Here is a 17738-nt window from a genome sequence, read left to right as displayed (position 1 = left end):
GCGGACCGGGGCCGGCTCGCGGAGGGCCCGGCCGGGTGGTCCCCCGGCCGGCCCCCGCCGTACGGGTCAGCTCAGGTGGAGCCGCTGGCCCGGGTGGATGAGGTCGGCGTCGTCGACGATGTCGTCGTTCAGGTCGAACAGCTTCTTCCAGCCGCCCTTGACGTCCTCGGCCGCGGCGATGGAGCTGAGCGTGTCGCCGGTCTCGACCTCGTACTCGCCGTCGCCCTTCTCGACCTTCTCGCCGGCCGGGGTGGTGACGGTCCCGGACTCGGCCTTGGGCGCGGCCTCGGGGGCCGCCCGGGGTGCGGTGCGCTGCTCGCCGCGCGTGGCGGGCTGCTCGGCGGTGCGCTCGGCGCCGCCGCCGTACGGCGTGCCGGACAGGCCGACGCCGCAGACCGGCCAGGCGCCCTTGCCCTGGCCCGCGAGGACCTTCTCGGCGATCTCGATCTGCTGGGCCTTGCCGGCCCGGTCGGCGGTGGGGGCGTACTGCGTGCCGCCGTACGCGGCCCACGTGGAGGCCGAGAACTGCAGGCCGCCGTAGTAGCCGTTGCCGGTGTTGATGGACCAGTCGCCGCCGGACTCGCACTGCGCGACGCGGTCCCACTCGGCGGCGGTCGCGGCGCCGGCGGGCGCGGCGACCACCAGCGGGGCGGCGACGGCGACACCGGTGATGCCGGCGAACGCGGCGAGACGGACGGCCTTGGAGGGACGGCGGTGCTTGCCCTTGCCGGAATTGAGCATGGCGGATCTCCTCACCGACGCCTGCGAGGTGAGCTGTCGGGTTCGGGCCTGGTGAGTGCCCGGCCGCGCACTGGGCGCGGCTTCACCCCGAGCCGGTTCCGGTCGTCTTCCGACGGCCGGGTCCGGCGCCTACCTTGGTTCCCCCGCTCCTGCCTGCGGCGCTGGAAGCGTCGACTGTTCCCGTCGTCCGGCGGCAGGATTCGGCGTTACCGGTCGGACGGGGCCCGCGGTGGCGAGCGACAACGACGGTACGCACAGACCCACCCCGAGATCAAAAAGGGACATCCAGGTCAATCCATCCCTACATACCCACCCCTCAGGGGCGTTTGCGCAGGTAGGGGCGGAAACGGACGGACCGGACGGCGAGGGAGCGCGAGTTGGGGCGAAGAGACTCTTGTCTCATTTTCAGGAAACGGACATTCAGCCGGTAACTACCCCTCGTCCGCGCCCAGATCGAGGCTCTGGCCGGGGAGGATGAGGTCGGGGTCGGCGCCCACGACCTCGCGGTTCGCACCGTAGAGCGCCGGCCAGCCGCCGGGCACCTCGTGGGTGTCCGCGATGGCCGACAGGCTGTCGCCGGGCCGGACGGTGTACGTGCCGTCCGCGGCGAGGCCGTCCGCCGTGCGCGCCGCCCCGTCGCCCCGCGAGGCGTGCCCGTCGCCCCCGCGCCCGCCGACCGGGTCGCCGGGCCCCGCGGGTCCTGCGGCGGCGTCCGGGACGGTCGCGGCCCCCTCCTCGGCCGGCTCGCCGCGGTGCCTGCCCGTGCCGGCCGCGGGGCCGTCCGCGCCGTCGCGGGCCGCGGGCGCGTCGCCGGCGGGCGCGGACGCGTCGCCGGCGGGCGGCGCGGCCGGCGGGGCCGACGCCTCCGGGGCGGTCCGCGCCTCCCCCTGCGTCGCACCGGGAGCCGGGGCCGGGGAGCCCCCGGCGCCGGTGGCGGTGCCCGTGCGCCCGGCGGGCTCCCGCGGCGCCCCGGCGTCCGCCCCGGTGCTCGCGGCCGGGTCCGGCGCGGTGTCCGGGGCGGACCCGGTCGGACCGGCCCCGGCCGGGGCGGAGTCGACCGGGGCGGACTCGCCGCCGTCGGCCAGGCCCGCGATGGGCGCGCACGTCTCCCACGCGGCGGAGCCCCCGCGCGGCGAAGACCTTCTCCGCGACGGCGATCTGCTGGGCGCGGGTGGCGAGGTCGGCGCGCGGCGCGTACGCCGTGCCGCCGTACGCCTGCCAGGCCTCCTGCGAGAGCTGGAGGCCGCCGTAGTAGCCGTTGCCGAGGTCGGCGCTCCACATGCCGCCGGTCTCGCACTCGGCGACCCGGTCCCAGGTGGCGGCGTCGGCGGCGGACGCGGTGCCCGCGCCGAGCAGCGGCAGGGCGATCGCCGATCCGGTCACCCCCGCGGCGACGACGAGGGCGGGGGCCTGACGGGGTCGACGGTGTCGTCCGTTACCGGAGCGCATGCGTGGGACCTTTCGCGCGACTGCTGAGGTGACGGTGAACGTAGCGGCAGTCGAACGCCTGTCACAAGCCGGTGCACGCGATATCACGCGAAGATCACAGAGGTGACGGGGCGTCAGGAGGCTCCGGGGTGAACTCCACCGGGAGGGTGCGCAGCCCGCGCATGATGAGCCCGCCGCGCCACCGCAGTTCGTCCGGATCCACGGCGAGGCGCAGGTCGGGAAGCCGCCTCAGGAGGGTGGCCAGCGCGGTCCGTCCCTCCAGCCGGGCGAGCGGCGCGCCCAGGCAGTAGTGGATGCCGTGCCCGTACCCGAGGTGCTGGTTGTCCGACCGCCCCAGGTCCAGGGCGTCCGGGTCGTCGAACCGCTCCGGGTCCCGGTCGGCCGCCGCCAGCACGACGAGGACGGGGTCGCCCGGCTCGATCCGCCGCCCGCCGACGGTGAGCGGCTCCGTCGCGAAGCGCCAGGTCGCCAGCTCCACCGGCCCGTCGTACCGCAGCAGCTCCTCGACCCCCGTGGCCAGCAGGTCCGTCTCGCCGGCGGCCAGGGACGCCTGGAGCCGGGCGCGTTCGCCGGGGTTGCGCAGCAGCGCGTACGTGCCGTTGCCGATGAGGTTCACGGTCGTCTCGAAGCCCGCGAACAGCAGGATGAACGCCATCGCCGCGGCCTCGTTCCCGGTGAGGTGCTCGCCGTGGTCGGAGGCGCGGATGAGGCCGGAGATCAGGTCGTCCCCGGGGTCCTCCCGCTTCCGGTGGATCAGGTCGACGAGGTACGCCCGCATCCGCTTCACCGCCCGCGCCACGCCTCCGCGCGGCCCGCCGCCGTGCCGGATCATCTGCCCGGCCCAGTCCCGGAAGTCGTCCTGGTCCTCGGCGGGCACCCCGAGCATGTCGCAGATGGCGTAGATGGGGAGGGGGAAGGCGAACTCGTGGATGAGGTCGGCCTCCCCCCTCGCCGCGAAACCGTCGACCAGGCGGTCCGTCAGTTCCTGCACGCGCGGGGCGAACTCCGCGACCCGGCGCGGGGTGAACGCCTTCGACACCAGCCGCCGCAGCCGCGTGTGGTCCGGCGGGTCGATGTTGAGCAGGTGCGTCATCAGCTCGGCCTCGCGCTCCCCCGGGATGCCCGTCCGGCCCCGGGCGTGGGCGGGCTCGTCGTGGTGCGCGGGGTTCTTGCTGAGCCGCTGGTCGGCGAGGGCCTGCCGGGCGTCGGCGTACCGGGTGACCAGCCACGCCTCGACGCCGCTGGGCAGCCGGGTCCGGTGCACGGGCGCGTGCTCCCGCAGCCAGGCGTACGCCGGGTACGGATCGGTGGCGAACTCCCAGGTGAAGAGCTCGGGGGGCGCGGCGGGACCGTCGGCGGCGTTCACCCCCCGACGGTATCCGCCCGGCGCGGCGCGTGGCCCCGCGGGAGCCCGGACCGCCGCGTGCCCGGACCGCCGGTGCCGGCGGCTTCGCGCGTCCGGACGGGCAGAGCCGAGAAGCCGTTGCCTTTCCGAAATTACCGAGCCCGCACGCCCCACCCACGAAAGCATTCGCACCAGACTGGGCAGGATGACGACCGTTCACACCCGTGCCTGACAGCCGCGCGCCTCCGACGCCTCCCGGCGTCGCGTTCATCCGGGAATCCCGAGGTCCTTCAAGTACGTGAGGCGAGCGTTTATCGCCGCGGAGAAGTGGCGCCAGTCGAGGCTCTCGACCGGTTCGGTCGGCTTCGGGTCCTCGGCCGAGGACGTGACGTAGCACACGGCGTCGTGGAGCCGCTCGGCCATGAGCCTCTCGCAGAAGATCCCGAACCCGTCCTGATACGACGTCCCATGCCAGATTCCGTCCACAGGGAGGGCTCCCCTGGTCGTCTTGACCGGCCTCCGGGATTCCTCACCGTCCTGCATGACGAAGAAGTAGCCCAGCCAGGGCTTCTCCTTCGGGTACAGCTCGGCAAGGGCCGCTCGGCGCAAGTCCACGGCACTGCCCAGTGCCTCCTCGACCCGGTTGTTGTAGTTGTTGCCGTACGACGGCCCGCCCAGCGCCTTCAGTTCGAACGCCGCCACGAGGACGTCCTCGTGAACCACCACGAGATCCCACTGCTTCTGCGGCCGGTAGTAGCCGGGCAGTTCGAGACCCTGGGACTTGGTGACGCGAATGCCCGCAGATGGGTAGCCGGTGTCCAGGAAGAACTTCGCCAGGAGTGTCGCAATGGCGTCGAAGTGCTTGCCGCCTCGTACGGAACCCGCCGTGCCCGCCCCCACCGCGTTCTTGATCGCCGATTGCTCCCTTTGGAGTTCCTTGGCACCCCAGTACGCCGCGATGGCTGCCTCGAAGTCCTGCCGGGTGACCGTCAAGGTCCGTTCTCCTGGTCAGGCAGCTCGATAAGTCCGTACACGCGCAGAGCGGCCTCGGTGGCGGCCTCGACATCCCGCTTGTCGAAGGCTTCGGCGAGAGCGGCCCGGTCGTCCTCGCCGATCGTCCCCGGGTCGGGGACGCGGATCTTCCGGAGGTACTGGGCCTGGAAGCGGAGGGTGCCCCCGCGCATCTTGACCGCGTACGCCTCCACGAATGCCTCCGCGACCTTGGACAGCAGAAGGCCACCGAGTACGCGCATGTCCCAGACGTCCGAGACGATGAAGTACAGGTTGTGGTGAGGATACAAGCCACCTTCGTCGAGGACCGGATGGATCTTCAGCTTCATGTCCGGAAACAGCAGCTTCCGGCGGCGGGTGAGGTGGTGGTCGACTTTGTCGATCGTCTTGTACCAGCGCTGGGGCTGTCTGATCGCGACGTAGCGCTTGCGCAGGGTCTCGCCGTGCTTCTCGAAGTAGGCGGCGAGACGCGGGTACGCGCCGAGGTCGACCAGGTCACCGGTGGCCGTCCAGGGATTGACCAGGTACGTGCCGCCCCAGTCGATCGTGCCGCTGGTGGTGTCGCGGACCATGGCCATGGGGAGCAGGCGGTCCGCCTCGACCAGGCCTTTGTCCCTGGTAAGAAAAATTCTGTCCGCGCCTGTGGCGATGCCGATACCGATCCTCGTTCCGGTGCCGGCGTCCTCCAGGGGCCGGTACCGCTCGGTGAGGTCCTCCAAGACCGCGAGCCTGGCCGGCGACGCGGCCGGCCACGAGTCCTCCCCCGGGAACCAGTGGGGCATGCGGGCGGCCTGGTGGGAAGTCGCGGTGACCGTCGAGGATCCGCCCGCGAGGTACCAGTCGGCGAAGTCCCGCGCCTGTTCCGCTCCGAAGGTACGGTTCGTGTCCGCGGCGACCGCTGGCCCCTGAGGTCTGTTCGAGATGAGGGTGATCGCGGGGTAGGCCGAAACATGATCGTCGAAGGCGTCGACATCGTGCATCACGAGGGCGAGGTCCATGCTGAAGCGCTTGGCCACCAACTCCCTCAGCCGTCGGCCGTACTGGTTCCGCATCCAGCGGTCGGCGCAGACGAACCCCAGTCGGCCTCCTTGGTTGAGGCTCCGCAACGCCACCTCGTAGAAGCCGATGTAGATGTCGGCCCGGCCGCTCATGGTGGGGCAGGCCCGGCGGTAAGCGGCCAGCCGGTCGTCGGGGACGTCTTCGAGCCGGATGTACGGGGGGATTGCCCACGACGTAGTCGGCGCGATGCTCGGCATCCGACTGCAGGAGGTAGTCGCCCCGCCTCACCCACGCCACGGCGACCCTCCTCGCGTCACTCGGGTCCCAGCCCGCCTCTCGCAGTGTTCGCGTGACCAGCGTCCGGCTCTGCTCCACGTTGCGGCCCAGCAGGTCGAAGGCGCGAACGGCGTCGACCGCGTCCGCGATGGGCCGCTGGTGCGCCCGGCAGGACGCACTGACCCGGGAAGCGATCACGGTGAGGAAAGCGCCGCCGCCGCAGGCCGGCTCCACGAGCCTCAGGTCACAGAGGTCCTTCTCCACCGTGTAGCCGAGAAGGTCCAGGATGAACTCGACTACCCAGGCGCGCGTGAACACCTCACCGTGCTCCACGGCCTCCTGCAGGGACACGGGGAGGGGAAGGTCGTCGGTACCGAACAGTGCGGTAGTTGCCACGCCAGGGACAGTACCGCCGGGCTTCCCCGAACCCGCACCTTGTCCACAGGGAGTGGTCAGACGGTCACATTCCACACGCATGTTGCGCCGATCGGGGAAGCGGGCGGCACATGCCCGCTCACTCCGGAGGGCCTGATGCCGACGGCTCCGATGGTCTGCGGCCGCAGGCACCGGCCGAAGCGGCGCAGAAGCCTGGGGCACGAGGAAGTCGGCTGGCTGGGCGTGGTGGCGCGCCCCGGCAGCAAGGCGGGCGAGGTCCTGCCGGCCAGGAGGCCGCGGCGCTCCACGACCACCGGACCGGCCTGTCCCCGGGACCGCCACCCCGGCTGGCCGAACCGCTCCGGACACGGCGTGACACCCGTCCACCCGGCATATACGGACGCTCCCGCGACCACAGCCGGCTGCGGGAGTGCGGTCGCGGGTCAGCCCTCGGTAAGAAACTGCCCGAGCCGCTCCCGGGACCGGCCGGTGAGCCGCCGGTGCAGTGCCGCGGCACGAGACCCCACCAGGCCGCTGCGGTAGGGGGCCGGCAGCCGTTCCAGCGCGTCGGCCGCCGTCGAGGCCGCTGACGAAGGGTCACCGTCCTTGTACAGGCACGCCGCCCGGTCCAGGGTCAGCAGCGCCCGCGTCATCACCGACCCGCCGCCGGTCAAGGCGAGTGCCTGCTCCTGCGCCTCGTACGCTGCGCGGGTGTCCCCCAGCAGCGTGTACGCCTGGGACATGTGCACCAGGTGCTTCTGTGCCGGGTAGCCGGTCCACGTGTCGGCCGCCTCGCCGCCGTCGAGGCGGTTCGCGAACGAGCGGACGTCCACGAGCGCGGCCCTCGCCCCGGAGTGATCCCCGAGCGCGGCGAGCGCCCGCGCGGACACGGCGGCGGCCAGCGCGGCGGCGGCTGTCGGCGCCGCGCCGGCCGCGCGTCGTGCCTTCGCCGCGAGGACGGCGGCCTGGCGCGGCGCCCCGTAGTTCACACCGACCATCGCGTGCCGAGCGAGGACCCACGCGGTGACCCGCCGGTCGCCGGACTCCCGCGCGGCCCGCGCAGCGGTGGAGAACCAGCGGGTCGCCTCCGGTTGGTCACCACGGTCGTGCTGGATGATCGCCACGAGCCCGGCCAGGCCGGCGGTCGTGCGGACCAGACCGGCGCGGGCCCGCGCCGAGTGCGGCCGGGCCAGGGTGTGACGAAGCAGGTCCAGGTCGGTCCGCATGTCGGCCAGTACCGCATCCGGGGACCGGCCCCGGTACCCGCCGCGGTGCCGCTCGTACGCCGACTCCAGATAGGTCAGGTCACCGTCGGGCGCGGTGACCGGGGCCCCGTCGACGGCCTCCCTCGCTTGGGCGATCCCTGGCAACCCGGCTGCACCGACCGCGGCGGCCGCCCCCACGAAGCGTCGTCGGTCCACGTCGCTCACCTCTCCTCTGCCGTGGCGGCGGGCCTGACGGGACACGGTGACGGCCCGGCGGACCTCAGCGACCGTCACCCCGTAAGCACGGGCGATCGCCTCGTGGAAGACGGGTGTCGGCAATCGCCGCCCCGTCTCCCACCTCTTCAGGTTCTCCGGATCGAAGAACCGGCCGCCTCGGGCTTCTTCCATCCGCTGCGCCTGCTCTTCTCGCGTACGGCCCGCACGCTCACGGACACCCCGTAAGAGGACGCCGATCCCGTCCGGAGTCATCATGCGCCGCGCCTCCTGTGTGATCGCAAGGGTGATACCCGCTTTGGCCCCCCGTTCCGGCCCCCCGCAGGCGAATGCACCGCTTCCCGGCACCTCCGCCCGAACGGCACCCGGTCGCTGGATGGGCGGCGCCGCCCTGGGGCCGGGACGAACCGCCTGCCCTCGACCTCGGGCTGCGGCCTCATGTCCCAGAAGGTCGCGGGCCCCGCCCCGCATGACCGGAGGAGCCGCGATGCTCGGACTCGCCACGAGTACGAAGGATCTCGACGTCGTACGACCACCCGCCCCGAACCCGATCGCCCACGCGGCCCGGCAGACCGGGAGCGCTGCCAGCGGCCTGTGGCCGTCGCTACCGGTACGACCGGGCGCCGGCGCCCCGAACACCACCGGCCGCGCCCGGCGGATCGACGTGGACAGTCCGGGTCCGACTGTGTGCGGACGGTGGCTCCGCCGCTTCCATGGGCGGTCCGTGCTCGCCCCCGTGATCGCAGCGCACGCCGAATGGCCGGCAGGAGGGCGGCGGTGATCGGCCGTGTCGCCGCAGAGCCGGGCCCGCAACCGCCCGCGACGGTTGCCGGCCGGTCGGCCGCGTCCGGCTTCGTGGTCTCCTTCGAGCCGGCCGTCCACCGCGTCGGGCACATGCGCCGGATTACCGCCGCCCACCTCCGCCACCACGGCCCTGCCGTCGCCCCGCTGATCGACGACGCCGTACTGGTCGTCTCCGAACCGGTCGCGAACGCAATCCAGCACGGCAAGGGCAAGGTCGGGCTGAAGGTGACCGTTCTCGCCGGTGAGCTGCGCATCGAGGTCAGCGACGGCAACACCACTCCGGCACGGCCGCGCGCCGCGGACGACGACGCCGAGGACGGCCGCGGTCCGCTGCCCGTCGCCGCCCTCACACGGACATGGGGTGTCAGCGAGGACGGTACGACGACCTGGTGCACCCTCGTGCTCCCCGACGGGAGGTTGTGACGGCCGCCGTAACGGATGCCGTCGCCGCCGGGCCCCTGGGCCGGCGGATGTTCGACGGCCGCACCTCGGGCCGCGTCCCGGCAGGCTGGCGCCCGCGACCGGCACCCGAAGAAGGCGGCATGATCCCTCTGCTCTCCTGCCGCCGTACGGCGACCGCCCGCAGCCCCGCTCCGGCGGAGACCCGGCCTCGTCCGACGCCACGGGGCAGAAAGTGCCGGTACGGAGGACCCGGGTGGTGGAGGAGGTCCGGAAGTGGCGCCCCGCAGGGGGGGCGACGGCCCGCAGGGGGTGGGGGCCGGCGCGGGCCCCGTCAACCGGCCGGGTGGCCCTCCGCCGCGCGGATCGCGTCGCGGTACGCGCGGGCCGCCGCCCGCAGCGCGGCCTCCGGGTCCACGCCGTCCGCCTCCGCGCGGGCCGCCATCTCCAGCAGGGCGTAGCCGACGCCCTCGCCGGACGGCGGCCGGACGTCCAGGCCTGCGCTGCGGACCCGGCCCGCCAGCTTCGCCGCGAGGGCGAGGCCCGGCTGGCCGAGGGGGACGCCGTCCGTGACGGAGGTGCGCCGCTTCTCGGCGGCCTTGGTGCGCAGCCAGTGCTCCTTGACCTGCTCGGGCGTCTCGGCGGTCTCCTCGCCGAAGACGTGCGGGTGGCGGTGGACCAGCTTCTCGACCAGGCCGCCCGCCACGTCGTCCAGCGAGAACGGCTCCTCCTCCGCCTCCTCTGCGATCCGGGCGTGGAAGACGACCTGGAGGAGGACGTCGCCCAGCTCCTCGCGCAGCTCCTCCCGGTCGCCGTCCTCGATCGCCTCGACCAGCTCGTACGCCTCCTCGATGGCGTACTTGGCGAGGCCCCGGTGGGTCTGGCGGGACGACCAGGGGCACTCGCGGCGGATCCGGTCCATCACCTCGACCAGGTCGAGGAGGCGGGCGCCGGGCAGGTCGTAGGAGCCGGGCAGCAGCTCCAGGTCGGGCATGGCGGTGCGGCCGGAGCCGGCGAGGCGGGCCAGCCCGTCGGTGAGGTCCCGGTCGCCCTCCCCGGACGCGACGACGACGACCGTGCGGCCCCCGGCGCAGGCGTCGACCAGCTCCCGCGCCGCGGGCGCGGCGATCTCGACGGCGACCCCGGCCTCGCGGAGGTACGGCAGCTGCGGGTGGTCCCGGTCGGGGCACAGCACCGCGTCGGCGGCGCGCAGGGTCCGCCACGCCGGCCAGGACAGCACGCCGGGGGCCACCCGGTGGCTGGTGGTGATCAGGACGATGCGGCCGGTTCCGGGGGTGCCTGCGGCGTGAGCGTTCACCCCTCGAACCTACCGCCCGCCCCTACAGCCCCGTCGGGGCGTCCGCCGGGTCCCGGGTGACCTGGCGGAGCCAGGGGGCCCGGTGCTCGCCGAGCTGGATCCTGTCGTGGTCCCAGGTGCCGTACCGGGGGTTCACCTCGACTCCGAGGTCCCTGGACGCGGCGCCGAACAGCTCAGTGAGCCGCTCCTGGCCCTCGGGGGTGTTGGCCACCCCGTGCTTCTCGGCGATCCTGTTCATGAGGATCTCGCGCCGGACCACCCCGTCGACCTCGCCCGGAGCGGTGCCCTGCTGCTGGAGCAGCACCGCGACGAGCTCCCGGTCCCCGCCGTACTGGCGGGCGGCGGCGCGCCGGGTCTGCTGGACCTCCTTGCGGCTGACCGTGATCCCGGCGTCGGCGGCGACCTTCTCCACCACCCGGTCGAAGATCATCCCGTTGAGCTTCTGGCGGCTCAGGTCACCGGTGGCGCGGATCATCCGCTCGGCCTGCGGAGAGGCCTCCTGGGCGGAGCGGACGCCCCGGACCTGCGACTGGAGCGCGGCCGTCTCGATCCGGTCCCCGCCCACGACGGCGGCCGCGCCCGGATGGACGCCGCCGCAGGCGGTGAGGAGGGGTGCCGCGGCGAGGAGGGCGGCGGACACGGAGAGCGCGGTGCGACGGCGGCGGTGCAAAGGGGCCTCCCGGCGTGGGTCGTACGTCTGTGTCAACGACCTTGCGGTGATCGATGGTAGGCAGTGGCCCTGGCCCGGGTCACTACTTCGGAGCCACTTCTACCAACGAGTCGCGGCCCTCGTGGTTCTCGGGCCGCAGCAGGACCGCCCGGGAGACGACGAACGTGACGGGGACGGCGGCCGCGGCGGCGAGCAGCGGGGCGTACCGGCTGGACAGGCCCGCCACACCGACCAGCAGCCAGACGCCGGCGGTGGTGATCACGAAGTTCGCGGCGTTGGTCAGCGGGAAGAGCAGGAACTTCCGCCAGGTGGGGCGGGTGCGGTAGGTGAAGCGGCTGTTGAGGAGGAACGAGCCGGTCATCGACAGCAGGAACGCGGCGACGTGCGCGGCGACGTACGGCAGGCCGCACGCCAGGAGCAGCAGGTAGCAGCCGTAGTACGTACCGGTGTTCACCACCCCGACCAGGGCGAACCTGACGATCTGGCCGCTGGTGCCGGTCATCTTCGGCTGAGCTCCCCGGGGACGGTCGGGTGCGCGGTGCGCCGGTGTTGGCCGCCTTCACCAGGAAGTGCGGGCGCCGCTTCACCTCGTAGTAGATGCGTCCCACATACTCCCCGATCAGGCCGAGCATGACCATCTGGACACCGGCGAGGGCGGTGACGGCGACCAGGAGGGTGACGTACCCGGGGGTGTCGACGCCGTTGAGGAGGGCGTCGCCGACGATCCACGCCGCGTGGAGGAAGGCCGCGGAGAGGAGCAGGGATCCCAGGTAGAGGGCGGCGCGGAGCGGTTTGTCGTTGAAGGAGAGCAGACCGTCGAGCCCGTAGTTGAGGAGTTTCCGGAACGTCCATTTCGAGCGGCCCTGCTCGCGTGTCTCATTCTGGTACTCGAACGTCGTGGTGGGGAATCCGACCCAGGCGAAGATCCCCTTGGAGAAGCGGTTGTACTCGGTGAGTTCCAGCACCGAGTCGACGACCCGGCGGGACAGCAGCCGGAAATCCCCGACCCCGTCGGCGAGTTCCACGTCGACGAGGCGGTTGATCACCCGGTAGTAGCCGCGGGCGAGCAGGGTGCGGGTGACCCGGTCGCCCTCGCGGGTGCGGCGGGCGACGACCTGGTCGTAGCCCTCCGCGTGCAGGTCCAGCATGCGGCCGACGAGCCGCGGCGGGTGCTGGAGGTCGGCGTCCATGAGGACCACCGCGTCGCCGGCGGCGTGGCGGAGGCCGGCGAGCATGGCGGCCTCCTTGCCGAAGTTCCGGCTGAAGGAGACGTAGCGGACGCGCGGGTCGGCGGCGGCCCGCTCCCGGAGGATCTCCAGGGTGCGGTCGCGGCTTCCGTCGTCCACGTAGACGAGTTCGAAGTCCGCCGCGAGGCGGCCCAATTCCGCGGTCACGTGCTCGTGGAACCGGGCGATGATCTCCTCTTCGTCGTAGCAGGGCACCACTATCGAGATCAGCACGGTGCCAACGGAAACGGCCGTGCGTGTCGGGGGCTGACCCCTTCCGTGGCGGACAGGCGGACATCCGGTGAACTCGCCCCGGAGGCTCCGGCATTCCGTTTTCCCGGTGCGATATTCGAAGGCGTGGCCGAGTCCCGTACCCCCCCGTCCGCCGCGCGCGCCTGCGGTGCGGCCGCCCTGTTCGCCGTGTTCGCCGTCTGCGCCGGCGACGCCGCCTCCCGGACCTTCCCGTTCGGGGCGCGCACCCGCGCCGTCAACGACCTCGGCAACCAGTTCGTGCCGTTCCACGCCCACCTGTGGGACCTGCTGCACGGGCGGGCCGACACCGGTCCGCTGAACTGGCGTTCGGGGTACGGGAGCAGTCTGCTGCCGGACCTCGGCACCTATCTGACCAGCCCGTTCGCCCCGCTCGTCGCGGTGTTCCCGCGGGAGCGGATCGACCTGGCCGTGTACGTGGTGACGGTGCTGAAGATCGGCGCGGCGGCCGCCGCCATGGCGCTGGCGCTGCTGCGGCAGCGCCGGGGCGACCGGTGGGGCGCGGCCGTGCTGGGAGCCGCGTACGCGCTGTGCGGCTGGGCGGTGGCGGAGGCCTCGTACAACCCGATGTGGCTGGACGGGCTGATCGCCTTCCCGCTGCTGTGCCTGGTCGCCGAGTGGGTGCGCGCGGGGCGGCGGCCGGTGCTGGGGCCCGTGGTGGTCGCCGTGTGCTGGGTGGCCAACTTCTACACCGCGTACATGGCGACGCTCGGCGCGGCGCTGGTGCTGCTCGCGCGGGGCGGGGCGCGGCCCCGGGTGCTGGGGCGGGCCGCCGCGGTGGTGCTGACGGGCGTCGGGCTCGCCGCGCCCGTGCTGGTCCCGGTGTTCCTGGGGTCGCGGCACGCGTACCCGGGGTGGACGCGGCGCTTCGACGCGGCGGAGTGGGCGGACCTGGCGGCGCGGGTGCTGCCGGCGACGTACGGCTTCTTCACCCCGGCGCTGTTCCTGGGGGCGGGGGCGCTGCTGGCGGCCGCGGCGCTGCCGTTCCACCGGGGGTGGCCGGGCGGGAGCGGCTGGTGTGGGGCGGGCTGGTGGCGGGGGTGCTGCTGTCCCTGCAGTGGGAGCCGACGCACCTGGTGTGGCACGTGTTCGCCACGCCGAACGGCAGCCCGTACCGGCAGACGTTCGTCCTGGCCGGTGTGGTGGTGATGGCCGCGTGGACGGGGGTGGCCGCCGGCTGGCCGGGGTGGCGGGCGCTGCTGGGCGGGGCGGGCGTGCTGGCCGCCGTGGCGGCGGCGGCCGCGGGGAGCGCGCTGGCGACGCCCCCGGCGTACGCGCTCTTCGCGGGCGGGGTGGCCGTCGCCGTCGGGGCGGTGGTGCTGCTGGGGCGCGCGGAGCGGCGGGTGGTGCGGGCCGTGGGGGGCGCGCTGCTGGCGGGCACCGTGGTCGTGCCGGCCGCCGCCACCACCGCGTACGCCGACCGCGAGCGGCCCGCGCGGCTGGACGACTACCCGGCCTGGGGCGCCGCGCACGAGGCGCGGGCGGCGGCCGTGCGCGCCGCCGACGGCTGGCCGGCCTACCGGACCGACCCGGGGCGGCCCCGGCTCACCGGCAACGACCCGCTGCTGGTGGGCGGGGAGGGCGCGGCGTACTACAGCAGCCACACCCCCGCGGTGTGGACGCGGACGCTGGCCGCGCTCGGCGGCGGCTGGACGTCGCACGGGCGCAACCTGCAGAGCCTCGACAACCCGGTGACGGACGCCCTGTTCGCGGTGGGCGCGCGCTGGCGGGACGGGGCGCTGGTGCGCAACCGGGAGCGGTTGCCGCTGGTCACGGTGCGGCCGGGGGCCGGCCCCGCGGGGCGGGAGCCCCGGTACGGCCCCTCCGCCTTCCGCAACCAGGAGCTGCTGCTCGGGGCGCGCGTCTACGACCTCCCCGCGGACGGCGTGTGCCCGGTCGGCAGCGACGTCTTCGCCTGGGCGCCCGACTTCACCGGCACGGCCCGCCTCGGTGGTGCCGGCCGGCCGGCCGAGCTGCGCGGCGGGCTGCCCAGGCGGCGGGCCGCCATGGTCCCGCTCGGCACGCAGCGCGCCCCCGGTGCGCGGGTGGAGTGGCGGGGCCGGGGCGCCGTGCCCGAGGGCGCGGTCGGCTGCCTGGACCGGGGCCGGCTGGGCGGGGCGGTGGCCCGGCTGCGGGCGTCGGCGGCGGTGGAGGTGCGGGCGGACGGCTCCGGGGTGCGCGCCGTGCTCCCGCCGGGGGCGCGGGGGGTGGCGGTCCTGGCGGCGCCCCGGATCGCCGGGTGGCGGTGCGGGGGCCGGCCGGCCGGGCGGTACCTGGGGCTGGTCGCCGTGGACGTGTCGGGCGGGTCGTCGGTGAGCTGCGCGTTCCGCCCGCCGGGACTGCGGGCCGGGGCGGCGGGCGGGGCGGCGGCGCTGCTGGTGCTGGCAGGGGCGGTGGTGCGCCTCCGGCGTGCGCGTCGCCGGGACGCCACCAACACTTCACCCGTGCACCACCGCGCCGTCTCCCGGGACCCGGCCGGATCGGCGTAGCTTGCCCCGCATGCCCTCTCTCCTGAGCAACCCGCTGACGAAGCGGCTGCTGCGGCCCGCTCTCTCCCTGGTCGAGCAGCGCATGGAGCGCGTCACGTACGCGTTCCAGAAGGACCTGGACGCCCTGCACCACGAGGTGGCCGACCTGCGCAGGCAGAGCTACGGGCTCGGGCTGCTGCTCGACCGGGCCGGCCGCGACGCGCACCGGATGCCGACGCCCGCGCAGGTGGACCGGCTCGTCGGCGAGGTCCGCGCGGTGACCGGCGCGGCGGACGAGCGGGTGCGGGAGGACGTCACCGTGGCGTACCGGCACCTGGTGGCGCTGGAGGCGCTGGGGGTCGGCGGGATCGGGGGCACGGTGTCCGACGTGTGCGGGCGGCTGGCGGCGGTCCCCCTCCTCGCGGCGGGCGACGGGACCGGCGGCGTGGTGGAGGTGCTGGAGGTCGGCGCCCGGCACGGGCTGTTCGCGGCGGCGCTGCGCAGGATGCTGCGGCGGCACGGGATGGAGGCGCGGCTGACGCTCGTCGGTCCGCTGGAGGGCGGGTCCGTCCGCGAGGAGGTCGTGCGGGACAACCTCGCGCTGGGCGGCGGGCATCCGGACGAGGTGCGGCTGGTGCGCGGCGGGCTGGACGAGCCCCGGGTCCGCGAGCTGGTCGGGGACCGGCGGTACGGGGTGGTGCTGCTGGACGCCCCGCACGACGGCGCCGGCGCCCTGGCGGTGCCCGGCGCGGTGGTGGTCTCCCCGGACGCGCTGCCGGGCCCGGGGCTGCGCCCGCTGGGCGGGGCGGCGGACTCCGTGTACCACGCCGGGGCCGCCTGACCGTCCGGGCGGCGCGCCGGGTCAGCGCCCGCGCACCTGCTGCTGGTGGGTGAGCGCCCGGCGCAGCTCGCCCGCCAGCGGGTGGTAGGGGCCGTAGGCGCGCTCCGTGTCGTACAGCAGGTTCTGCAACTGCTGGTACGCGCCGGAGTGGTCGCCCGTGGTGAGCAGCAGGTGCCCGATCCGGTGGCGGATGCCGAACGCCCGGCTCGGGTCGGCGCCGGGCTGCCGCCGGGCGCTCTCGTGGTACGGCAGGATCGCCCGGTACTCGGCGAGCGCCTCCGCCGCCTCGCCCAGCTGTTCCAGGCAGACCGCCGCGTCGTGGCGGTACTGGAGGGTCTGCGGGTCGGCCGGTCCCGCCTCGGCCTCCCGGTCGGCGGCGAGGCGGCGCAGCTCGGGCAGGGCGCGCCGGTACTGGCCGTCGTCCATGAGGGTCGTCGCGTACTGCCTGCGCAGTACGCGGACGACGTGCGAGTGCTCGCCGTGCTCGGCGGCGGCGGTCGGGAGGATCGCGCCGAGGAGGTCGACGGCCTGGGTGATGCGTCCCTCGCCGAGGAGCCGCTTCACCTCGTCGACGGCGGCGGCCACGCCGGACCGCCCGGCGGCGGGGGCGCCGGCCGGCGGGGCGGCCGGGGGCGGCGGGACCCGGACGGCCGCGGCGGGCGCGGACGCGCGCTCCGGCCAGGGCGCGAGAGGGCGGGTGAACGGCCGGGTGGGGTCCATGGGGCCGGCCGGTCCGGCGCCGCGCGCCGGGAGCAGCGGGACGAGCGCCTCGTACACCTCCTGCGCGCCGGAGGGCCGGTGCGCGGGGTCCTTCGCGAGGAGCCGCTGCACCAGGGCCTCCAGCGCCTCGGGTACGTCGGGGCGGAGCTGCCGGACGGGCGGCGGGGGCTCGTACAGGTGGCGGTGGAGGACGCCGAGGGCGGTGGAGCCGGCGAACGGCACCTTCCCGCTGAGCAGCTCGTAGAGGACGACGCCGAGGGCGTACAGGTCGGTGTACGGGCCGACGGCGCCGCCCATGGCCTGCTCGGGCGCCATGTAGGCGGGGCTGCCGATGGGCGAGCCGGTGTGCGTGAGGCGCGTGGTGTCGGTGTCGAGGACGGACGCGACGCCCAGGTCGAGGACGGTGATCGTGCCGTCGGGCTTCACCATCACGTTGCGCGGCTTGAGGTCGCGGTGGACGATCGGCACGGCGTGGACGGCGGCGAGCACGGCGCACATCTGGGCGGTGACGGAGACGGCCCACCGCCAGGGGTAGGGGTCGTGCTCGGCGAGGTGGTCGGAGAGGTCGGCCCCCTCGACGTACTGCATGACCAGGTACAGGTCGCCGCCGTCCTCGCCCGCGTCGTGCACGGTGACCAGGCCGGGGTGGGCGACCTGGGCGGTGACCCGGCACTCCCGGACGAAGCGGCGGCGCATCTCCTCCGCGAGGGTGGCGGCGGCCATGTGGTCGGGGCGCAGCAGCTTGACGGCGACGCGCCGGTCGAGCCGCCGGTCGTACGCCGTCCAGACCTGGCCCATGCCGCCCTGGCCGATGACCGCGGCCAGCTCGTACCGGCCGGTGATGACCCGTCCGTTCACCGGCCGCCGTCCTCCCGCCGGAGGAGGTCGCTGAGCTCGTCCAGTTCGGCGCGGACCCGGTCGATGCGGGGCGCGGCGGGCTCGTCGGCCCGGGGCGGGAGCGGGGACCGCCCCCGGGGCGGGACCGGGCCCCCCGGCACGGCGTGCGGCTGCGGCCCGCCGTACGGCGGCGCCGCCGCGGGGGGCGTCCCCGGGTACGTCGCGCCCTGCTGTGGGTACCCGTAGCCGCCGCCCGCGGGGGAACGTGGTCGCGTAGGGCGAGGGGGCCGCGGCGGTGGCGCGCAGGTCGTGGTGGCGGATGTCGGCGTAGAGGAAGTACCCGGTGAACAGCGCGGCATTCAGCAGGAGGCCCGCCACCCCGAGGTCGGACCGGCTGCTGTCCGTGTCGTCCGCGGTGAGGACCATGCAGGTGACCGTGAGGAACACCGAGAGGCCGAACAGCCACCAGTCGAGGAGCCGCCGCGTCACCAGCGCGAGCCTCAGGGTGGCCGCCCCCGTGAGGAAGCCCAGGCTGAGCAGGGGCAGCACG

Annotated in this window: 11 protein-coding genes, 3 pseudogenes and 1 riboswitch; of the genes and pseudogenes, 3 read left to right on the top strand and 11 right to left on the bottom strand. The window is 74.6% G+C overall.

Annotated elements, in window-relative coordinates; all coding sequences use genetic code 11:
- Window positions 1–66: 66 nt before the first annotated feature.
- From LUW75_RS15240 to LUW75_RS15210, 6 genes and pseudogenes are all read right to left on the bottom strand, one after another.
- Entirely contained in the window at window positions 67–741 is a 675-nt protein-coding gene (locus LUW75_RS15240) for a LysM peptidoglycan-binding domain-containing protein (protein ID WP_250336097.1), read from the bottom strand.
- Window positions 742–744: 3 nt separating this feature from the next.
- Window positions 745–912, bottom strand: a riboswitch (cyclic di-AMP (ydaO/yuaA leader).
- A 260-nt stretch (window positions 913–1172) separates the two neighbouring features.
- Window positions 1173–2190, bottom strand: a pseudogene (locus LUW75_RS24340) (transglycosylase family protein).
- Window positions 2191–2284: 94 nt separating this feature from the next.
- Window positions 2285–3556, bottom strand: coding sequence for a cytochrome P450 family protein (locus tag LUW75_RS15225; protein ID WP_250336096.1), 1272 nt, complete (start codon window positions 3554–3556; stop codon window positions 2285–2287).
- A 246-nt stretch (window positions 3557–3802) separates the two neighbouring features.
- A complete protein-coding gene (locus tag LUW75_RS15220) occupies window positions 3803–4528 on the bottom strand; it encodes a PaeR7I family type II restriction endonuclease (RefSeq protein WP_250336095.1) in 726 nt (241 codons plus the stop codon).
- Window positions 4525–5802: an Eco57I restriction-modification methylase domain-containing protein gene (locus LUW75_RS15215; RefSeq protein WP_250336094.1), complete on the bottom strand. Its 1278-nt coding sequence runs from the start codon at window positions 5800–5802 to the stop codon at window positions 4525–4527. Before LUW75_RS15215 ends, LUW75_RS15220 begins: the two co-directional genes overlap by 4 nt.
- Before the next feature lie 837 nt (window positions 5803–6639).
- Window positions 6640–7809: a transcriptional regulator gene (locus LUW75_RS15210; RefSeq protein ID WP_349816422.1), complete on the bottom strand. Its 1170-nt coding sequence runs from the start codon at window positions 7807–7809 to the stop codon at window positions 6640–6642.
- Window positions 7810–8412: 603 nt separating this feature from the next.
- Between LUW75_RS15210 and LUW75_RS15205 the strand changes: the two genes are divergently transcribed.
- Complete coding sequence (locus tag LUW75_RS15205) at window positions 8413–8862, top strand: ATP-binding protein (protein ID WP_250336093.1); 450 nt, start codon at window positions 8413–8415, stop codon at window positions 8860–8862.
- 310 nt (window positions 8863–9172) lie between these two features.
- On the opposite strand, the gene LUW75_RS15200 is transcribed toward LUW75_RS15205, so the two are convergent.
- The 4 genes and pseudogenes from LUW75_RS15200 to LUW75_RS15185 form a co-directional block, all read right to left on the bottom strand.
- Window positions 9173–10156 (bottom strand): nucleoside triphosphate pyrophosphohydrolase, encoded by a 984-nt coding sequence (locus tag LUW75_RS15200; RefSeq protein ID WP_250336092.1) that lies wholly within the window; start codon window positions 10154–10156, stop codon window positions 9173–9175.
- A 22-nt stretch (window positions 10157–10178) separates the two neighbouring features.
- A complete protein-coding gene (locus LUW75_RS15195; protein ID WP_250336091.1) occupies window positions 10179–10826 on the bottom strand; it encodes a SurA N-terminal domain-containing protein in 648 nt (215 codons plus the stop codon).
- Window positions 10827–10908: 82 nt separating this feature from the next.
- Window positions 10909–11328 (bottom strand): GtrA family protein, encoded by a 420-nt coding sequence (locus LUW75_RS15190; protein WP_250337684.1) that lies wholly within the window; start codon window positions 11326–11328, stop codon window positions 10909–10911.
- Window positions 11329–11350: 22 nt separating this feature from the next.
- Window positions 11351–12286 (bottom strand): annotated as a pseudogene (locus LUW75_RS15185) (glycosyltransferase family 2 protein); the annotation flags it as partial.
- Window positions 12287–12409: 123 nt separating this feature from the next.
- On the opposite strand from LUW75_RS15185, the pseudogene LUW75_RS15180 reads away from it, so the two are divergent.
- Together LUW75_RS15180 and LUW75_RS15175 are read left to right on the top strand one after the other, a co-directional pair.
- A pseudogene (locus tag LUW75_RS15180) lies at window positions 12410–14811 on the top strand (YfhO family protein).
- A 10-nt stretch (window positions 14812–14821) separates the two neighbouring features.
- Window positions 14822–15631 (top strand): class I SAM-dependent methyltransferase, encoded by an 810-nt coding sequence (locus tag LUW75_RS15175; protein ID WP_250336090.1) that lies wholly within the window; start codon window positions 14822–14824, stop codon window positions 15629–15631.
- A gap of 21 nt (window positions 15632–15652) precedes the next feature.
- On the opposite strand, the gene LUW75_RS15170 is transcribed toward LUW75_RS15175, so the two are convergent.
- Window positions 15653–17209, bottom strand: coding sequence for a serine/threonine-protein kinase (locus tag LUW75_RS15170; RefSeq protein ID WP_284453879.1), 1557 nt, complete (start codon window positions 17207–17209; stop codon window positions 15653–15655).
- Window positions 17210–17738 lie beyond the last annotated feature (529 nt).

The organism is Streptomyces sp. MRC013, from assembly GCF_023614235.1.
In the GTDB taxonomy this organism is placed as follows: domain Bacteria; phylum Actinomycetota; class Actinomycetes; order Streptomycetales; family Streptomycetaceae; genus Streptomyces.
Note: the sequence above shows the minus strand (reverse complement) of the source record. Positions and strands in the feature narration are given on the sequence as shown.